Source organism: Sphingopyxis sp., from assembly GCF_035998905.1.
Lineage (GTDB): Bacteria > Pseudomonadota > Alphaproteobacteria > Sphingomonadales > Sphingomonadaceae > Sphingopyxis.
Genome location: NZ_DASYHG010000024.1, coordinates 268,457 through 284,431 on the forward strand (window position 1 = coordinate 268,457; position 15,975 = coordinate 284,431).

Below are 15,975 nucleotides of genomic sequence, written 5' to 3' on the forward strand. Positions count from 1 at the left end.
GGGGCGGGGCAAAGGGGACATGGTGCAGCCTGCGGGCAATTTCTTTGCATATCCGGCTGCAGCGGAGCTGATCGGGCTCGAAGCGGGCGCGCGCCCGCGCTTCTGGGTCACGATCGACACCGAGGAGGATTTCGACTGGGCTGCGCCTTTCGCCCGCACGGGATACCGGCTGGCTTCGGTGCCCGCGCTCGCCGACTGCCAGCGCTATTTCGAGCAGGGGGGCGTGAAGCCCATCTATCTCGTCGACTGGCCGATCGTCGCCGATGACCGCGCGGTCGGCATCCTTGGCCCGGCGCACGACGCCGGGGCCTGCGAAATCGGCGCGCAGCTCCATCCATGGGTCACGCCGCCGCACGACGAGGATGTGAACGCGCACAACAGCTATACGGGCAATCTGCCCGCCGATCTGCAGCGCGCGAAGATGACGGAGCTGCGCGATGCGATTCGCGACCGTTTCGGCACAGCGCCCACCGTCTACCGCGCGGGCCGCTACGGCCTCGGCCCCGATACCGCGGCGATGCTCGCCGAACTCGGGTTCCGCTGCGACACGTCGGTCCGGTCGGGGTTCGACTATCGCGCCGGGCATGGTCCCGACTATCGCGCGGCGCCGCTCCACCCCTGGTGGGTTCACACTGCCAAGGGCGCGATCCTTGAAATGCCGGTGACGACCGTCTTCGGCGGCGCGCTCGGCGGGGCGGGACGCAGCCTGTACCACCGGCTCGCACGGCGCGGCACGCACGCGGGAGCGGCGCTGGCGCGGCTGGGCCTTGTCGAGCGCATCGCACTGACCCCCGAAGGCATTCCGGCCAGCCGCGCGTGCAGGGCGATTGACATCGCCATCGAGCAGGGCCTGCCCGTGCTGAATTTTTCCTTCCACTCGCCGTCGCTGCAGCCGGGGAACACGCCCTACGTCCGCAGCGATGCCGACCTCGCGCTTTTCTATCGCTGGTGGGATATCGTCCTCGACCATCTCGCCCGGCGCGGCGTCGAGGCGACAACGGCGGCGGAGATACTCGCGATGGCCGACCGCGAGGCGCTCCGGACACCCGCCTCCTGATCGTTGGCGCTTGCCAATCCGGCGCACCCTCCGCTATCGCCCGCACATCCCCCGCCGGGTGGAAGGGGGGCCTGTAGCTCAATGGTTAGAGCTGGCCGCTCATAACGGCTAGGTTGCGGGTTCGAGTCCTGCCGGGCCCACCATTTTCCGTGCCGTTCCCTCCAAGTATTCTCCTTGCAAATCGAAACCGATAGCGGTTCATTGCGCGCGGAGAAGGAGAGGGACATGGGGAAACGGCGGACGATCCTGATCGGGGGGCTCGCAATTGTAGCGATCGTGGCAGCGACGGCGGCGGTCCGCACAGCAACCTTCGAACCCGACGACATCGCCGACGGCAGCGATATCCGGCTTGCCGGTACGCCGGCCTATGATCTCGATGCGGCGGTCGCGCATCTGAGCGCTGCGGCGCAGATCAGGACGATCTCGCACCAGGATCCCGCCGAAAACGACGTCGCCGAATGGGACCGGCTCCATGCCTGGCTCGCCACGACCTATCCCGCGATGCACCGCGCGACGACGCGGACGATCCTGCCGAACCGCACGCTCATCTATCACTGGCCGGGCAGCGACGTTTCGCTCGCGCCGATCATCCTCATGGCGCATCAGGACGTCGTGCCGGTCACCGAGGGAACCGAAACGGACTGGAAATATCCGCCCTTTGCCGGGACGATCGCCGAAAAGGCGGTATGGGGCCGCGGCACCGTCGACGACAAGGGCTCGCTGATCGGGCTGTTCGAGGCGCTCGAGGCGCTCGCCGTGCAGGGATTCCAGCCCAAGCGCGGCATCTATCTCGTGTCGGGGCATGACGAAGAAGCCGGCGGGTCGGGCGCCGTGGCCGCGGCGGCGAAGCTGAAGGCCGAGGGCGTGCGCGCGCTCTATACGCTCGACGAAGGCAGCGTGGTGTTGCGCGACACCCCGGTGATCAATGGCCCCGCGATCCTGATCGGCGTCGCCGAAAAGGGCTATGCGACGCTCAAGGTCACCGCCAACGCGCCTGGCGGGCACAGTTCGATGCCGCCCGACGAAACCGGCGTGACGACGCTCGCGCGCGCCGTGCTTGCGATCACCGAAAGCCCGTTCCCGATCGAGATGCGCGGTCCCGGCGCGGCGATGGTCGAAGCGCTCGCGGCGCACAAGGGCGGCACGACCAAACTTGCGGTCGCCAACCAGTGGCTGCTCGGCCCGGTGCTCAAGAAGCAGCTTTCGGCATCGCCCTCGTCGGCTGCGGCCTTTCACACAACGATCGCGCCGACAATGCTCGAGGGAAGTCCGAAAGAAAATGTGCTGCCGCAATCGGCGAGTGCGTTGATCAACTATCGTATCGCGCCATGGAACAGCTCCGCTGACGTCATGGCGCGGGCGAAGGCTGCAGTCGGCGATGCGCCGGTCGAGCTCAGCTGGGTCAAGCCGCCGAACGAACCGTCGCCCGTGTCATCGACCAGTTCGCAAGGCTGGAAATATGTCGTCGCGGCGGCGCGCGCGGATGCGCCCGATGCCGTCGTTGCGCCCTTCCTCGTCGTCGGGGCGACCGACAGCCGCAGCATGGCGCCGATTTCCGAGGATGTGTACCGCTTCATGCCGATGCACTTCACGTTGAAGGAAACGGCGATGATCCACGGCACCAACGAGCATATGGCGATCGACAGCTTCAAGCGGATGATCGACTTTTATGCGCGGCTGATCGCGACCTCGGCCGGGTAATCGCGTTGGGAAGATAGTGGTCGGGGAGACAGGATTCGAACCTGCGACATCCTGCTCCCAAAGCAGGCGCGCTACCGGGCTGCGCTACTCCCCGACTACTGGACCCGCGCCTTAGACAGCGCGGGCGCCCAAGTCTATCCCGCCCGGACAGCGGGCAAAGAAAAAGGCGGCCCTCCCGAAGGAAGACCGCCCGTTTCTCGTTTCAGTCAACGCCCCGAAGGGCTGCGACTTACTTCTTTTCTTCAGCCGGGGCAGCAGCAGCAGCCTTGGCGTCAGCAGCCGGAGCAGCAGCAGCGGCCGGAGCAGCAGCGGCGTCGGCCGGAGCAGCAGCGGCTTCAGCGCCAGCAGCGGCAGCGTCGGCACCAGCGGCAGCGGCGTCGGCGCCAGCAGCAGCGGCGTCAGCGCCTTCTTCAGCAACAGCTTCAGCAGCCGGAGCTTCGGTGGTGGCTTCTTCAGCAGCCTTTTCACCGCAAGCGGCGAGGGCGAACATGCTGGCAGCAACGGCGATAGCAGCAAACTTCTTCATGATGTGTGGGCTCCCTAAAATGCCTTAACGCGTCCGGGAAAACTTCCCGTACCGCGAGCCGCGGGATTTAGCCGTTCCGCATGAATCGTCAACAAAAATAATTGAGATGGTCGGCGCGCGCGGAAATCTGTCATTTCTCCGTAACAGTCATGGAAGCTCGGTATCGCTGCTGTTGGCGAGAATCGCCAGAACCGCCGTCCAAACCACGACATTCTGCCGCAATTGCGCCGGGTCCACCTTGTCCAGAGTGTCATCGGGGGTGTGATGGATATCGAAATAACGTGTCCCATCCTGTGCCAGGTCGATCGCCGGAACGCCCGCCTGCACGAGCGCACCAATATCGGCGCCGCCATTCGCCGGCTGCCTCCCGCGTACGACACCAAAGGGCATTACGGCGGCGGCGATCCGGTCGGAGAGTTCTTTCGCACTGTCGGGCAATTTGAAGTCGATCCGCCACACCCGGTCGGCACCGAAATCGGATTCGAGCGCGACGGCATGTTTCTCTTTCCCGTGCGCGTCGAAATAGGCCTTGCCGCCGAACACGCCGACCTCTTCGGCGCCCGCCCACAGGATGCGGATCGTGCGGCGCGGCTGGCCCGCAGTCATGACATGCTTTGCGGCGGCGGTGACGATGCCGCATCCCGCGGCATCATCGATCGCGCCGGTGCCGAGGTCCCAGCTGTCGAGGTGGCAGGCGACGATGATCGGGCTGGCCGCAGGGTCGCTGCCCGGCACTTCGGCGATGACATTGCCAGATTGCTTCGTTCCGAGATTTTGCGGGGTCAGCGTCAGCTTCATCTTGATCAGCGGCGGCGCGTCGGGGCGCACGGGCATGGGACGCCGCCATAGCCGGACGAGTTGGTCGGCGTCGGGGTTCGAGATCGCGCCTGCGGGGATCGGCTTCACGCCGGCTTCGAAATTGGTCACGCCGGTGTGCGGATTGCGGTGATTATCGGTACCGATCGAACGGATGACGATCGCTATCGCACCTTTCTTTGCCGCGACATTGGGTCCCGTAAAGCGGCCGCGTCCATAATAGCCATAACCGCTCCCGTCCTGCGTCGGCTGCATCTTGTGATCGATGAAGACGATCTTGCCCTTCACCTGTGTGTCGGTCGCAGCGACGAGCGCATCGAAGCTCTCGAAATAGGCGATTTCGCCTTCGATACCATTGGCTCCGGTCGATGCGCTGTTGCCGAGCGCCGTGATCGCCAGCTTTTGCGGCCTGAAAAGCTGACCGCTCAGCCATGCCTCTTCGGCGCCGCGGACCCACACGGGCATGTCGAACGCTTCCTCGCGCACCTTGGTAAAGCCGAGCGCCTGAAGGCGTGTCGTGGCCCAGCGGCGTGCTGCGGCTTCAGCCTCTGTTCCCGCCATTCGCGGACCTATATCGGTCGTGAGGTCGCGGGTAATAGCCCAGGCGACGTCGTTACCCTGTTGGGCAAGGTCGACCGCGTCCGGTGCCGGGGACGGCGATGCGGACGCGCTGGAGGTAGCGAGAAGGAAAGCGGCGATCCCGGCAAGGCCGGCACAGGTGCGGGGGATTTTCATACCGCTTTCGTAACGGCGAGCCCCGCGCGTGCAAGCGCCGATTGCCCCAATGATTGCCAAGGGCGCGCCCATTCGCTAACCGGCGCGCAACTCGTCTCTCCCGGCCGCGCGCGCGGCCCAGCCAGCATTCGGAGCATATTCCCATGGCCGCCCAATATAGTTTCGTGATGAAGGGTCTGAACAAGACCTATCCCGGCGCGCAAAAGCCGACGCTCAAGGATCTGAGCCTGCAATTCTATCCCGATGCCAAGATCGGCATCGTCGGCCCGAACGGCACGGGTAAATCGACGCTGATGAAGATCATGGCGGGCATCGATACCGAATTCACCGGCGAAGCCTGGCCGGGCGAGGGGATCACCGTCGGATATCTGGCGCAGGAGCCCGAGCTCGATCCGACCAAGACGGTCAAGGAAAACGTCATGGACGGCGTGCGCGGCGTCGCCGACATGATGGACCGCTTCAACGAGATCAGCACGCTGATGGCGGATCCGCCCGCCGACGCCGATTTCGACGCGCTCATGGAAGAAATGGGCAGCCTGCAGGAAAAGATCGACGCGGTCGACGGCTGGACGCTCGACAACCAGCTCGAAATCGCGATGGAAGCGCTCCGCTGCCCGCCGGGCGACTGGAGCGTCGAGAATCTGTCGGGCGGTGAAAAGCGCCGCATCGCGCTCACCCGCCTGCTGCTCGAAAAGCCGTCGATCCTGCTGCTCGACGAACCGACCAACCATTTGGACGCCGAAAGCGTCGCCTGGCTCGAAAAGCATCTCGTCGATTATCCGGGCAACGTCATCCTCGTCACCCACGATCGCTACTTCCTCGACAATGTCGTGAACTGGATCCTCGAACTCGATCGCGGCCGCTATTTTGTCTACGAAGGCAATTATTCGACCTATCTCGAAAAGAAGGGCAAGCGCCTCGAACAGGAAGCGCGCGAGGATGCCGGTCGCCAGAAGGCGATCAAGGACGAGCTCGAGTGGATCCGCCAGTCGCCGAAAGCCCGCCAGGCCAAATCGAAGGCGCGTATCAAGAGCTTCGACCAGCTCGTCGAGGCGCAGGAAAAGCGCATCCCCGGCAAGGCGCAGATCGTCATCCAGGTCCCCGAACGCCTTGGCGGCAAAGTCATCGAGGTCGAGGGTATCTCGAAAGCCTATGGCGACAAGCTGCTGTTCGAAAACCTGAGCTTCTCGCTGCCGCCGGGCGGCATCGTCGGCGTGATCGGTCCGAACGGCGCAGGTAAATCGACGCTGTTCAAGTTGATCACCGGACAGGAAACCCCGGACAGCGGCAAGGTGACGATCGGCGACACCGTCCGCCTCGGCTTCGTCGACCAGAGCCGCGACGACCTCAAGCCCGACAACAATGTCTGGCAGGAAATCTCCGGCGGGCACGAGCTGATGAACATCGGCAAGCACGAAATGCAGACGCGCGCCTATGTCGGCGCCTTCAACTTCAAGGGCGTCGACCAGCAGAAGAAGGTCGGCCAGCTTTCGGGCGGCGAACGCAACCGCGTCCATATGGCGAAGATGCTGAAGCAGGGCGGCAACGTGCTGCTACTCGACGAACCGACCAACGATCTCGACACCGAAACGCTCGCAGCACTCGAAGAAGCCCTCGAAAATTTCGCGGGTTGCGCCGTAGTCATCAGCCACGACCGCTTCTTCCTCGATCGCCTCGCGACGCACATCCTCGCGTTCGAGGGCGACAGCCATGTCGAATGGTTCGAAGGCAATTTCGAATCCTATGAAGAGGACAAGATCCGCCGCCTCGGCGACGATGCGACGCGCCCGCACGCAACGTCATACAAGAAGCTGACGCGCTGACCGGCATGAGCGGGGAGGGGCAATCGCCGATTTCGGAGCCAATCTCTTCGGGCGCGATCCGCCTGGACGCGGACGCGCTCAACGCCTTCATGGCTGAGGCCTTCCCCCACTCGGCGCCGGGTTCGCGCGGCCACGTCGTCTCCGCCGCGCCCGGCCATATTCAGGCGCGGCTCGATCCGACCGAGAATGCGCTCCGCCCCGGCGGGCTGATCTCGGGCCCGACGCAGATGGGGTTCGCCGACATGGCGGCCTATGCGCTCGTCCTCGCGCATATCGGCCCAGTCGCGATGGCGGTGACGAGCGCGCTCAACTACCAGTTCCTGCGCCCATGCCGCCCGGGGCCGCTGTTCGCCGACGCCTATATGCTGCGCCTCGGCAAACGCCTTGCGGTGATGGACGTGCGTATCTGGACCGACGATGCCGACAAGCCGGTCGGCCAAGCCAATGTGACCTACGCGATTCCCTAATATTCCAGCGAGGGATACCAATCGGTCCCGCGGCCTGCGGGCGTCAGATCGAGGATATTCCACAGGCTCGCGATATCGGGCGCGCCGCGCGGATCCTGCCCCGGATCGGCCATTTCGGGCGTCATTTCGCTTTTCCAGAACAGCCGGACCTCGTCGCCGTCCTTCCGGAAGACGGCCAGCATCGGATTTTCGCTCCCGTCGGTATTCAGAAGCCTGAAATCCCTTGTATAGTCATCGCCGACCAGTTGCACGAAATCGAGCGCCTGCCATCCACGCGCGGCCGCGAATGCCTGCTGGCGTTCGACCGGGCTGCGCCCGAAGACGTGGAACGCAACGCGGCGCCTGATGTCGTTGATATTGCCGTCGACCGAACCGAGCCAATTGGTGCACATCGGGCAGGGCCGTTCGCGTTCGGGTCCGTACATCCAGAAATAGGCAACCAGCGTATCGCGGCCGCCAAACAGGTCGGCGAGACCGAGTTCGATCCCGTCGTTCAGTCTGAACCGGTAGTCCTTCATCAGCGGTCCCGGCGGCAGCGCCCGGCGCTGCGCTGCCACACGGGCGATCCGCCGGCGCAGGTCGATTTCCTCGGCGAGCAGCGATTTGCGAGCTTTGGTGTATGATTCGTCTTCGCACGCGAAAGCATGTCTGCGCGAAGCAAGCGCCGGCGCAGCCAGCAGGGTCTGGCGAAGAGCCATCCAATTCTCCTTTTTCGGGAGAACGTGCGATTTGCATGATTGTTGCAGCGGTCTTTCACCACTGCCCGCAGCCAGGCCCCGTTTCGTCGCCGGTCAGGCGGGTGCGACTTCCCAGAGGATCAATTTGGTGGCTTCGACATTCTCGCGCGCCTTCGCGCCATCGAGGCGGGTCAGCTTGGCATCGCCTTTCAGCGCGCTCATCTCGAACATCGCGTCGATGACCGCGACTTCGCCGGCTGCAACTGCGATCTCCATCGCCCCGGCGTTCGCCATGATGCCCTTCGCCATCGCGGCGTGGAGCCGGTGGGTGCCGGGCTCGACGTCGGCCATCAGCATCTGTCCGGACTTGATCTGGCCCCGGGCGGTGTCGTCGAGTGTGACGTTCATGCCTTGCAGCGCAGCGACGAAACCGCGGCGCGTCACATAGATGCGCGCCTTCCCTTCGGGCGCGCGCATCGTGCGGGCGTCGGCCAGCGCGGCGGTGTCGGCTTTCTTGCCCGACTTGTTGCTCGACAGCGACCAGACGATCAGCCCGACGATCGCGACCAGCGTGACGATCGAAAAGGTCATCATCGCGCCGGTGGAAAGCGATTGGGCAAGAGCGGGTCCCAGGAATGCCCCGACGATCGCCGCGACAAAAATCATGGTCACCCAGAATGTATTCTTGCTCATGTCGCCCTCCTGCTCAGGCGGGGGAAAATTCTCCCGTCGCCTCGTCCATCAAATGCAGCACGCCGTCGCTGATCGCGAAGAACGCGCCGCGCAACCTCAGCGTACCGCGCCGGACCTTTTCCTGAATGCAGGGAAAAGTCATCAGATTGTCAAGGCTTACGCGCACCGCCGCAAGCTCCATCGCGCGGCCTGCCTCGCGATTGTCAATCGCGGGATGTTCGCTGCGCACCTGCTCGCTCGCCTCGTCGAGCATGGCGATCCAGTCGGCGATAAAGCCGCCGCGGCCCGGCTCGGCGCCTGCCATCGAACGATGCAGCGCGGCGTGGCAGCCGCCGCACATGCCGTGTCCCATCACGACGATTTCCTCGACCTTCAGGAACTGGACTGCGAATTCGAGCGCCGCCGAGACGCCGTGACGTCCGGGCGTCGTTTCGAACGGCGGAACGAGCGCGGCGACGTTGCGCACGACGAAGATTTCGCCCGGGTTGGTATCGAAAATCTGCGACGGTTCGGATCGGCTGTCCGAACAGGCGATGACCATCACCTTGGGCGATTGGCCCTCGGCGAGTTGCTCCCAGCGTTCGCGTTGCTGCGCCCAACCACCGTTACGGAAACGGCGATATCCCTCGATCATGTCTGCAAAGTGAGTCATGCGCCGCCCTTAGCATAGGTAGAGAGGTTGAGAAGAGGCGCGTGCACGACTATGTGGGCGGCATGAACGCTCCCGCATCGCCCGCCCAGCAGCCCGCAACCACCCCCAGCCAGCGCGCGCGCAAGCCCGACTGGATCCGCGTCAAGGCGCCGACCAGCCCCGGCTATGCCGAAACGCGCAAGCTGATGCGCGAGCTCAACCTGCATACGGTGTGCGAAGAGGCGGCGTGCCCGAACATTGGCGAATGCTGGACCAAGAAGCACGCGACGGTGATGATTCTCGGCGACACCTGCACGCGCGCCTGCGCCTTCTGCAACGTCAAGACCGGGATGCCGCGCCCCGTCGACCTGCTCGAACCCGAACACACGGCGATCGCGGCGGCGAAGATGGGGCTCAGCCATATCGTCATCACGTCGGTCGACCGCGACGACCTGCCTGACGGCGGTGCGAGCCAGTTCGTGAAGGTCATCAACGCGCTGCGTCGCGAAACGCCGCAGACGACGATCGAGATCCTGACGCCGGACTTTCGTAACAAGCCCGAAAGCGCGGTCGCGGCGATCGTCGATGCGCGGCCCGACGTCTATAACCATAATCTCGAAACCGTTCCGCGGCTCTACCCGACGATCCGTCCGGGTGCGCGCTACTATGCGTCGCTGCGCCTGCTCGAAAGCGTGAAGCGCCGCGATCCGTCGATCTTCACCAAATCGGGCGTCATGCTCGGGCTCGGCGAGGAACGGATGGAGGTCCATCAGGTGATGGACGACATGCGCAGCGCGGACATCGATTTCATGACGATGGGCCAGTATCTCCAACCGACACCGAAGCATGCCAAGGTGATCGATTTTGTGACGCCACAGGCGTTCGACGCCTATGCACAGATCGCGCGCGCTAAGGGCTTCCTGCAGGTCGCATCGTCACCGCTCACGCGTTCGAGCTATCATGCTGGCGACGATTTCGAGCGGATGCGCGCCGCGCGCGAAGCCCAGCTGGCACGCGTCAAGGCGGACTGACCAGCCTTTGCCACGGCATCACGAAACCCGCGTCCTGCCGTATAGCGACGAGCAGATGTTTGCGCTCGTCACCGATATCGTGCGCTATCCCGAGTTTTTGCCGTGGGTGATCGCGCTGCGCGTGCGGAGCGACAGCGAGCATGAAGCCGTTGCCGACATGATCGTCGGCTTCAAGGGGCTGCGCGAGAGCTTTTCGTGCCGCGTCCACAAGGAGCGGCCGCACGAGGTTTGCGTGAGCTACATCGACGGACCGATGAAGCATCTGAACAACGAATGGCATTTCCAGCCGGCCGAGGGCGGGGGATGCCGCGTCGATTTCCTCGTCGATTTCTCGTTCCGCAGCCGGATGTTCGAGGCGCTTGCCGGACAGATGTTCGACAAGGCGCTGCGCAAGATGATCGCGGCGTTCGAAGCACGCGCCGACGAACTTTACGGGGCGGGAAGGACGATATCCTCCGACGGCCGCAGCTCGTCCTTGGCGGGTTGAAGCAGGTCGAGCGCGAACAGCGTCGCCGCTTGGCGGATCGCAGCGCGATCGGTCGATTCGAACTGCACGCGCTGGGTGAAATAATCGTCGGGATCCTGCCCCCGCAGCGCGCGGGCAAATACGATCAGGCCAACGGGCTTTTTCTCCGATCCGCCCCCCGGGCCAGCGATCCCCGTGATCGCGACCGCGACATCGGCGTCGCTGTTCGCGAGCGCCCCCGCAGCCATCGCCCAGGCGGTCGCGAGCGAGACTTCGCCAAAGGTTTCGATGATTTCGCTGCTGACGTCGAGCTGGGTGCGTTTTGCGTGCGCCGAATAGGTGATGAAGCCCGCCGAAAACACATCCGAACTGCCGGCGATGTCGGTCAGCGCGGCGCTGACCATCCCGCCGGTGCAGCTTTCGGCAACGGCGACCTTGCGGCCCGCGGCGCGATTGTCTGCCAGCACGCTCGTGGCAAGTTCGTCGCGCGCGGTGAGGCGCGATTCAGCGTCGGTCGGCACGATATCAATTCTCCGGAAGTTGCAGGGTCGCGGCAGCCTGCGCTGCGATCCCTTCGCGGCGGCCGGTAAAACCCAGCCGCTCGGTCGTTGTTGCCTTCACACTAACCCGTTCGACCGGAATCGCAAGGATTTCGGCGATCCGCGCGCGCATCGCGGCACGGTGCGGGCCGATTTTCGGGGCTTCGGCGATGATCGTAAGATCGACATGATCGATGCGACCGCCGCGCGCCGTGACACGATCGGCCGCGAAGGCAAGGAAGCGGTGTGATGCGGCGCCGCGCCATTGCGGATCGCTTGGCGGAAAATGATCGCCGATGTCGCCGTCGGCGAGCGCGCCGAGGATCGCATCGGTCAGGGCATGAAGCCCGACGTCAGCATCGCTATGTCCTTCAAGTCCATGACTATGCGCGATTTCTATTCCCCCGACCCACAACGGCTTGTCCGCCACGAGTCGGTGAACATCATAGCCCATGCCGACGGCGGTGCGCGTCATTCGATCGATTCCCAGCAAGCCGTTCAGGATCGCCATATCCTCGGCATATGTCAGTTTATGGAGACGGGCGTCGCCGTCCACCGCGACGACCGGCAAACCAAGCCGCCGGACGAGCTGCGCATCGTCGGTCGCGGCCGCCTCGACGGCTTCGGCGTGCGCGCGGCGCAATGTGCCAAGCCGGAACGCCTGCGGCGTCTGGACGCGCGCCAGCGCGCTGCGGTCGACCACGTCACCGGCAAGATGGGCGGCTTGTTCGACAAGCGTATCAGGGACGGGAAGCGTCGGGATCGCCGCTTCGGCATCGCCGAGTGCTGCGAGCAGGCGGTCGACTACCTCGACGGTCACGCCCGGTCGCGCCGCATCGTGAACGAGAACGAGCGCCTCATCGTCCCAATCGGTCAACGCCGCGAGTGCATTGCCGACCGATTGCTGGCGCTCCTCGCCGGGATCGGCCGAAATCCAGGTTTCCGGAAGGCCACCGATCGCCGCCACGGCGTCACTATTGGCGACCAGCACGCCGCTCGTAACGGCCGGATGGGTGGCAAGGGCGTCGAGGCTCCACCGCAGCACTGGCTTGCCGCCCAGCATCGCCAACTGTTTCGGGCGGTCGAAGCCCGCTCGCGTCCCTTGGCCGCCCGCGAGCAGCACGACCGCGACACGCGGCAAAGGGGGAGGGGCGGACTCGCTCATCATCCGCGCGGTTAGCGCAGCCGCGGCTTGCGGGAAAGCCGCTTAGCGTGTAGGGGCGCTGCTTATTTTTTAGGCAATCGACGAAGGTTTCGCCATGGCGCCGCTGCGGCCCATCCAGATCGGCAACATCACCATCGCGGATCCCGTGATCCTCGCGCCGATGACGGGCGTCACCGACCTGCCGTTCCGCAAGCTCGTTCGCTATTATGGTTCGGGACTCAATGTTACCGAAATGATCGCGAGCCAGGCCGCGATCCGCGAAACGCGCCAGTCGATCCAGAAAGCCGCATGGGATCCGGTCGAAGAGCCGGTGTCGATGCAGCTCGTCGGCTGCACCCCTTATGAAATGGGCGAGGCAGCGAAGCTCAACGAGGACCGCGGCGCGTCGATCATCGACATCAATATGGGCTGCCCGGTGCGCAAGGTCACCAACGGCGATGCCGGCTCGGCGCTCATGCGCGATTTGAAGCTCGCCGCCGCGCTGATCGACAGCTGCGTGAAGGCGGTATCGGTGCCGGTGACGGTCAAGATGCGCATGGGCTGGTGCCACGACAGCCTCAACGCCCCCGAACTCGCGCATATCGCCGAGGATCTCGGCGCAAAGCTCGTCACCGTCCACGGCCGCACGCGCAACCAGATGTACCGCGGAGAGGCCGACTGGGGCTTCGTTCGCAGCGTCAAGGACGCGGTGTCGATCCCGGTCATCGTCAATGGCGACATTTGCTCGGCCGCTGACGCACGCAGCGCGCTCGACCAGAGCGGCGCCGATGGCGTCATGATCGGCCGCGGCGCTTACGGTCGCCCCTGGCTGCTCGGGCAGGTGATGGCGGCGCTGCGCGGCGAGGCCGAGCGTCCCGATCCGGGTATCGACGAGCAATATGACGTCATTACATCGCATTACCGCGCGATGATCGACCATTATGGCGAGGTGACCGGCGTCAATATGGCGCGCAAGCATCTCGGCTGGTACGTCAAAAGCCTCCACGGCTCGGCCGAGTTTCGCAACAAGGTCAACCAGATACCCAGCAGCCGCGACGTGCTCGACGCGCTCGAACGCTTCTACACGCCGTTCCTGAGCAAGGCGGCCGCGTGACCGCGCTCACGTCGAGCATCCCGAGCTTCGACCATGACGAGCTGATCCAGTCGCACCCCGTTCCCACGCTGCTGATCGACGGCGGCGGGGTCGTGCTGTTCGTCAACGCGGCTGCCGAACAGCTCTGCAACGTCAGCCGCTCGGCGATGGTCGGCCGCGTCATCTATGACGTCATCGAGATGGATCGCAGCTATCGCCAGCGAATGAACGACGCCTCGACGTCGGCCTTGTTCGCGCACCGCGCCGAAATCTCGCTCGGCGGGCGCAAGTCGATCTTCGTCGACATGCAGATGGTCCCCTATGGCCACAGCGGCCATCGCATCCTCGCGCTCGTGCCGTCGCAAAGCGATGCCGAGCTGATGGGCGGCGCGATCGGCCGTTCTGGCCGCGCGGCGGGGGCCGCGGCGTCGATGCTCGCCCACGAAATCAAGAACCCGCTCGCGGGGATCAAGGGCGCGGCGCAATTGCTTGCGCGCAAGACCGACGCGGGCGGCGAGCGCTTCACGACGCTGATCTGCGCCGAGGTCGACCGGATCGCGACGCTGATCGACCAGATGGAGCATTTCTCGCGCGGGCAGCCGATCGCCTGCGGCCCGATTAACCTCTACCAGCCGATCCACCAGGCGATGGAAACCGCCCGTGCGCGGCAGTTCCCCGGCGTCCGCTTCGCCGAGGATTTCGACCCGTCGCTGCCGCTGGTGCACGGAAACCATGACGCCATGGTGCAGATATTGCTCAACCTGCTCACCAACGGCTGCGAGGCGCTCGGCGGACGCGACGATGGCGTCGTGCGACTGACCACCGCCTATCGCCACGGCCTGTCGATCGACAATGGCGACGGGCGCGGGCGCATCGCGCTACCGATCGAGGTCAGCGTCAGCGACAACGGCCCCGGCGTACCCGCCGACATCCGCGGCGACCTGTTCGATCCGTTCGTGACGACGAAGCGCGAGGGACGGGGGCTCGGGCTCGCGCTCGTCGCCAAGCTCGCGCGCGACATGGGCGGCACCGTCCAGCACATGCGCGACGGCGAATGGACGCGCTTTCGGGTCCACCTTCCGGTCGCGCAAAAGGGACGGGGTGCATGAGCCAGGGCAAGACGATCCTGCTGGTCGAGGACGATCCCGCGATTGCGATGATCATCCGCGAAACGCTCGTCGGCGAATGCGGCCATTTCGCCTCGGTCGCGAGTCTTGCCGAGCGCAACGCCTGGCTGGCCGACAACCGACCCGACCTGATCATTACCGATGTCGTCCTGCCCGATGGCGACGGCATCGATTCGCTGTCGCGAGCCACAGTCGATCCGGCGACGCCGGTGATCGTGCTGTCGGCACAGAACACCCTGGATACCGCGGTGCGCGCGACAGGGATCGGCAGCTACGATTATCTGCCCAAGCCCTTCGACCTCGACGAGTTGACCGCGAGCGTCCGGGCCGCGCTCGAGCGCCGCGCCGAACCGGCAGCGGGGGAGGCGGCGGCGCCCGCCGACAGCCATGGCCTCGTCGGCCGTGCCCCCGCGATGCAGGCGGTGTACCGCACGATCGCGCGGCTCGCGTCGAACGACCTTGCGGTGCTGATCCTTGGCGAGTCGGGAACCGGCAAGGAGGTCGTCGCGCGCGCGATCCACGCGACCGGCCTCCGCCGCAACGGCCCGTTCGTTGCGATCAATATGGCCGCCATCCCGCGCGAATTGATTGAGGCCGAGCTGTTCGGCCATGAAAAGGGCGCGTTCACCGGCGCACACAGCCGCAACGCCGGGCGTTTCGAGCAGGCCGCTGGCGGCACGCTGTTTCTCGACGAGATCGGCGACATGCCGCTCGAGGCGCAGACGCGGCTGCTGCGCGTCCTCCAGAGCAACGAATATTCGACCGTCGGCGGCAATCAGGCACTGCGCGCCGATGTTCGCGTTATCGCGGCGACGCACCGCGACATGCGCACCCTCGTCGCCGATGGCCGCTTCCGCGAGGATCTTTTCTACCGGCTCAACGTCATTCCCGTGACCTTGCCGCCGCTCCGCGACCGGCGCAGCGACATCGCCGCGCTCATTCGCCATTTCGTCGATGCGGGACGCAGCTCGGGCTTGCCCGACCGGCAATTCGCCCCCGCCGCAATGCAATGGCTCGAACGCTATGACTGGCCGGGCAACGTCCGCGAACTCGGCAACGTCGTCCAGCGGCTCGCGGTGCTGTCGCGCGACACCGTCGTCACCGTGCGCGACGTCGAAACGGTGCTCCACGAAAATGGCGAGGGCGGCGGCGCGGTCGAGCCCGCGGCGCTCATCGCGCGTGCGGTCGACGACTGGGCGCGCGAACAAATGGCAGATATGGGCAGCGACGGTGAAATCCACGCCCAACTCGAAGCGATCGTCGAAGCTGCGCTCTTCCGGCGCATTTTGCGCGACGTTCGCGGTAACCAGCTCGAAGCGGCGCGCCGTCTCGGCATCAACCGCAACACGCTCCGCAAGCGCCTCGGCCAGCTCGACATCGACCCGGCGCATCCCTGAAACGCTGCGACAGTCGCGAAATCGGGGCAATTGGGCGACACACAGGCAAATT

General features: G+C 65.1%; 16 protein-coding genes and 2 tRNA genes. 10 read left to right on the forward strand and 8 right to left on the reverse strand.

The window, feature by feature from the left end:
• Positions 1-19 precede the first annotated feature (19 nt).
• From VGN62_RS13805 to VGN62_RS13815, 3 genes are all read left to right on the forward strand, one after another.
• Positions 20-1,057, forward strand: a complete 1,038-nt coding sequence (locus VGN62_RS13805) for a polysaccharide deacetylase family protein (protein WP_327454810.1) — start codon at positions 20-22, stop codon at positions 1,055-1,057.
• Positions 1,058-1,124: 67 nt separating this feature from the next.
• Positions 1,125-1,200 (forward strand) — tRNA-Ile (locus VGN62_RS13810).
• A gap of 82 nt (positions 1,201-1,282) precedes the next feature.
• On the forward strand, positions 1,283-2,758 hold the full coding sequence (locus VGN62_RS13815; protein WP_327454812.1) for a M20 family peptidase: 1,476 nt from the start codon (positions 1,283-1,285) through the stop codon (positions 2,756-2,758).
• Between the two features lie 17 nt (positions 2,759-2,775).
• Here VGN62_RS13815 and VGN62_RS13820 read toward each other — a convergent pair.
• The 3 genes from VGN62_RS13820 to VGN62_RS13830 form a co-directional block, all read right to left on the reverse strand.
• Positions 2,776-2,852: transfer RNA gene (locus VGN62_RS13820), tRNA-Pro, on the reverse strand.
• Between the two features lie 17 nt (positions 2,853-2,869).
• Positions 2,870-3,226, reverse strand: a complete 357-nt coding sequence (locus tag VGN62_RS13825) for a hypothetical protein (RefSeq protein WP_327454813.1) — start codon at positions 3,224-3,226, stop codon at positions 2,870-2,872.
• A gap of 205 nt (positions 3,227-3,431) precedes the next feature.
• Positions 3,432-4,835 (reverse strand): M28 family peptidase, encoded by a 1,404-nt coding sequence (locus VGN62_RS13830; RefSeq protein WP_327454814.1) that lies wholly within the window; start codon positions 4,833-4,835, stop codon positions 3,432-3,434.
• Positions 4,836-4,978: 143 nt separating this feature from the next.
• On the opposite strand from VGN62_RS13830, the gene ettA reads away from it, so the two are divergent.
• Positions 4,979-6,658, forward strand: coding sequence for an energy-dependent translational throttle protein EttA (ettA, locus tag VGN62_RS13835; protein WP_327454815.1), 1,680 nt, complete (start codon positions 4,979-4,981; stop codon positions 6,656-6,658).
• An 89-nt stretch (positions 6,659-6,747) separates the two neighbouring features.
• The gene (locus VGN62_RS13840) at positions 6,748-7,125 is read left to right on the forward strand and encodes a PaaI family thioesterase (protein ID WP_327454816.1); all 378 of its coding nucleotides are present in this window, start codon (positions 6,748-6,750) and stop codon (positions 7,123-7,125) included.
• Here the strand turns inward: VGN62_RS13840 and VGN62_RS13845 are convergent.
• The 3 genes from VGN62_RS13845 to VGN62_RS13855 form a co-directional block, all read right to left on the reverse strand.
• Positions 7,122-7,823: a DUF899 family protein gene (locus VGN62_RS13845; RefSeq protein WP_327454818.1), complete on the reverse strand. Its 702-nt coding sequence runs from the start codon at positions 7,821-7,823 to the stop codon at positions 7,122-7,124. The two genes, VGN62_RS13840 and VGN62_RS13845, sit on opposite strands and share 4 nt — an antisense overlap.
• A 93-nt stretch (positions 7,824-7,916) precedes the next feature.
• Positions 7,917-8,495 carry a hypothetical protein gene (locus VGN62_RS13850; protein WP_327454820.1) on the reverse strand — a complete coding sequence of 193 codons (579 nt, stop codon included), beginning with the start codon at positions 8,493-8,495 and terminating at the stop codon, positions 7,917-7,919.
• A gap of 13 nt (positions 8,496-8,508) precedes the next feature.
• Entirely contained in the window at positions 8,509-9,147 is a 639-nt protein-coding gene (locus VGN62_RS13855) for a carbonic anhydrase (RefSeq protein WP_327454822.1), read from the reverse strand.
• 62 nt (positions 9,148-9,209) lie between these two features.
• On the opposite strand from VGN62_RS13855, the gene lipA reads away from it, so the two are divergent.
• On the forward strand, positions 9,210-10,157 hold the full coding sequence (lipA, locus tag VGN62_RS13860) for a lipoyl synthase (protein WP_327455025.1): 948 nt from the start codon (positions 9,210-9,212) through the stop codon (positions 10,155-10,157).
• A 7-nt stretch (positions 10,158-10,164) separates the two neighbouring features.
• Positions 10,165-10,644 (forward strand): type II toxin-antitoxin system RatA family toxin, encoded by a 480-nt coding sequence (locus VGN62_RS13865; protein ID WP_327454824.1) that lies wholly within the window; start codon positions 10,165-10,167, stop codon positions 10,642-10,644.
• Here the strand turns inward: VGN62_RS13865 and VGN62_RS13870 are convergent.
• Both VGN62_RS13870 and VGN62_RS13875 read right to left on the reverse strand, forming a co-directional pair.
• On the reverse strand, positions 10,587-11,144 hold the full coding sequence (locus tag VGN62_RS13870) for a CinA family protein (protein ID WP_327454826.1): 558 nt from the start codon (positions 11,142-11,144) through the stop codon (positions 10,587-10,589). The genes VGN62_RS13865 and VGN62_RS13870 overlap by 58 nt on opposite strands.
• Before the next feature lie 4 nt (positions 11,145-11,148).
• The gene (locus tag VGN62_RS13875) at positions 11,149-12,327 is read right to left on the reverse strand and encodes a bifunctional 2-C-methyl-D-erythritol 4-phosphate cytidylyltransferase/2-C-methyl-D-erythritol 2,4-cyclodiphosphate synthase (RefSeq protein ID WP_327454828.1); all 1,179 of its coding nucleotides are present in this window, start codon (positions 12,325-12,327) and stop codon (positions 11,149-11,151) included.
• A gap of 94 nt (positions 12,328-12,421) precedes the next feature.
• Here VGN62_RS13875 and dusB point away from each other — a divergent pair, with 94 nt between their 5' ends.
• Genes dusB through ntrC form a run of 3 tightly spaced genes read left to right on the forward strand, consistent with a single transcriptional unit; the run spans position 12,422 to position 15,923 of the window.
• A complete protein-coding gene (gene dusB / locus VGN62_RS13880; RefSeq protein WP_327454831.1) occupies positions 12,422-13,420 on the forward strand; it encodes a tRNA dihydrouridine synthase DusB in 999 nt (332 codons plus the stop codon).
• Complete coding sequence (locus VGN62_RS13885; RefSeq protein WP_327454833.1) at positions 13,417-14,508, forward strand: two-component system sensor histidine kinase NtrB; 1,092 nt, start codon at positions 13,417-13,419, stop codon at positions 14,506-14,508. Before dusB ends, VGN62_RS13885 begins: the two co-directional genes overlap by 4 nt.
• The gene (gene ntrC, locus VGN62_RS13890; protein ID WP_327454835.1) at positions 14,505-15,923 is read left to right on the forward strand and encodes a nitrogen regulation protein NR(I); all 1,419 of its coding nucleotides are present in this window, start codon (positions 14,505-14,507) and stop codon (positions 15,921-15,923) included. Before VGN62_RS13885 ends, ntrC begins: the two co-directional genes overlap by 4 nt.
• Positions 15,924-15,975: the final 52 nt, after the last annotated feature.

Excerpts from the sequence above, each read along its gene's own strand:
- VGN62_RS13805 (WP_327454810.1), top strand. The coding sequence starts at position 20 with ATGGTGCAGCCTGCGGGCAATTTCTTTGCATATCCGGCTGCAGCGGAG.
- VGN62_RS13815 (WP_327454812.1), top strand. The coding sequence starts at position 1,283 with ATGGGGAAACGGCGGACGATCCTGATCGGGGGGCTCGCAATTGTAGCG.
- VGN62_RS13830 (WP_327454814.1), bottom strand. The coding sequence starts at position 4,835 with ATGAAAATCCCCCGCACCTGTGCCGGCCTTGCCGGGATCGCCGCTTTC.
- ettA (WP_327454815.1), top strand. The coding sequence starts at position 4,979 with ATGGCCGCCCAATATAGTTTCGTGATGAAGGGTCTGAACAAGACCTAT.
- VGN62_RS13840 (WP_327454816.1), top strand. The coding sequence starts at position 6,748 with ATGGCTGAGGCCTTCCCCCACTCGGCGCCGGGTTCGCGCGGCCACGTC.
- VGN62_RS13845 (WP_327454818.1), bottom strand. The coding sequence starts at position 7,823 with ATGGCTCTTCGCCAGACCCTGCTGGCTGCGCCGGCGCTTGCTTCGCGC.
- VGN62_RS13850 (WP_327454820.1), bottom strand. The coding sequence starts at position 8,495 with ATGAGCAAGAATACATTCTGGGTGACCATGATTTTTGTCGCGGCGATC.
- VGN62_RS13855 (WP_327454822.1), bottom strand. The coding sequence starts at position 9,147 with ATGACTCACTTTGCAGACATGATCGAGGGATATCGCCGTTTCCGTAAC.
- lipA (WP_327455025.1), top strand. The coding sequence starts at position 9,210 with ATGAACGCTCCCGCATCGCCCGCCCAGCAGCCCGCAACCACCCCCAGC.
- VGN62_RS13875 (WP_327454828.1), bottom strand. The coding sequence starts at position 12,327 with ATGAGCGAGTCCGCCCCTCCCCCTTTGCCGCGTGTCGCGGTCGTGCTG.
- dusB (WP_327454831.1), top strand. The coding sequence starts at position 12,422 with ATGGCGCCGCTGCGGCCCATCCAGATCGGCAACATCACCATCGCGGAT.
- ntrC (WP_327454835.1), top strand. The coding sequence starts at position 14,505 with ATGAGCCAGGGCAAGACGATCCTGCTGGTCGAGGACGATCCCGCGATT.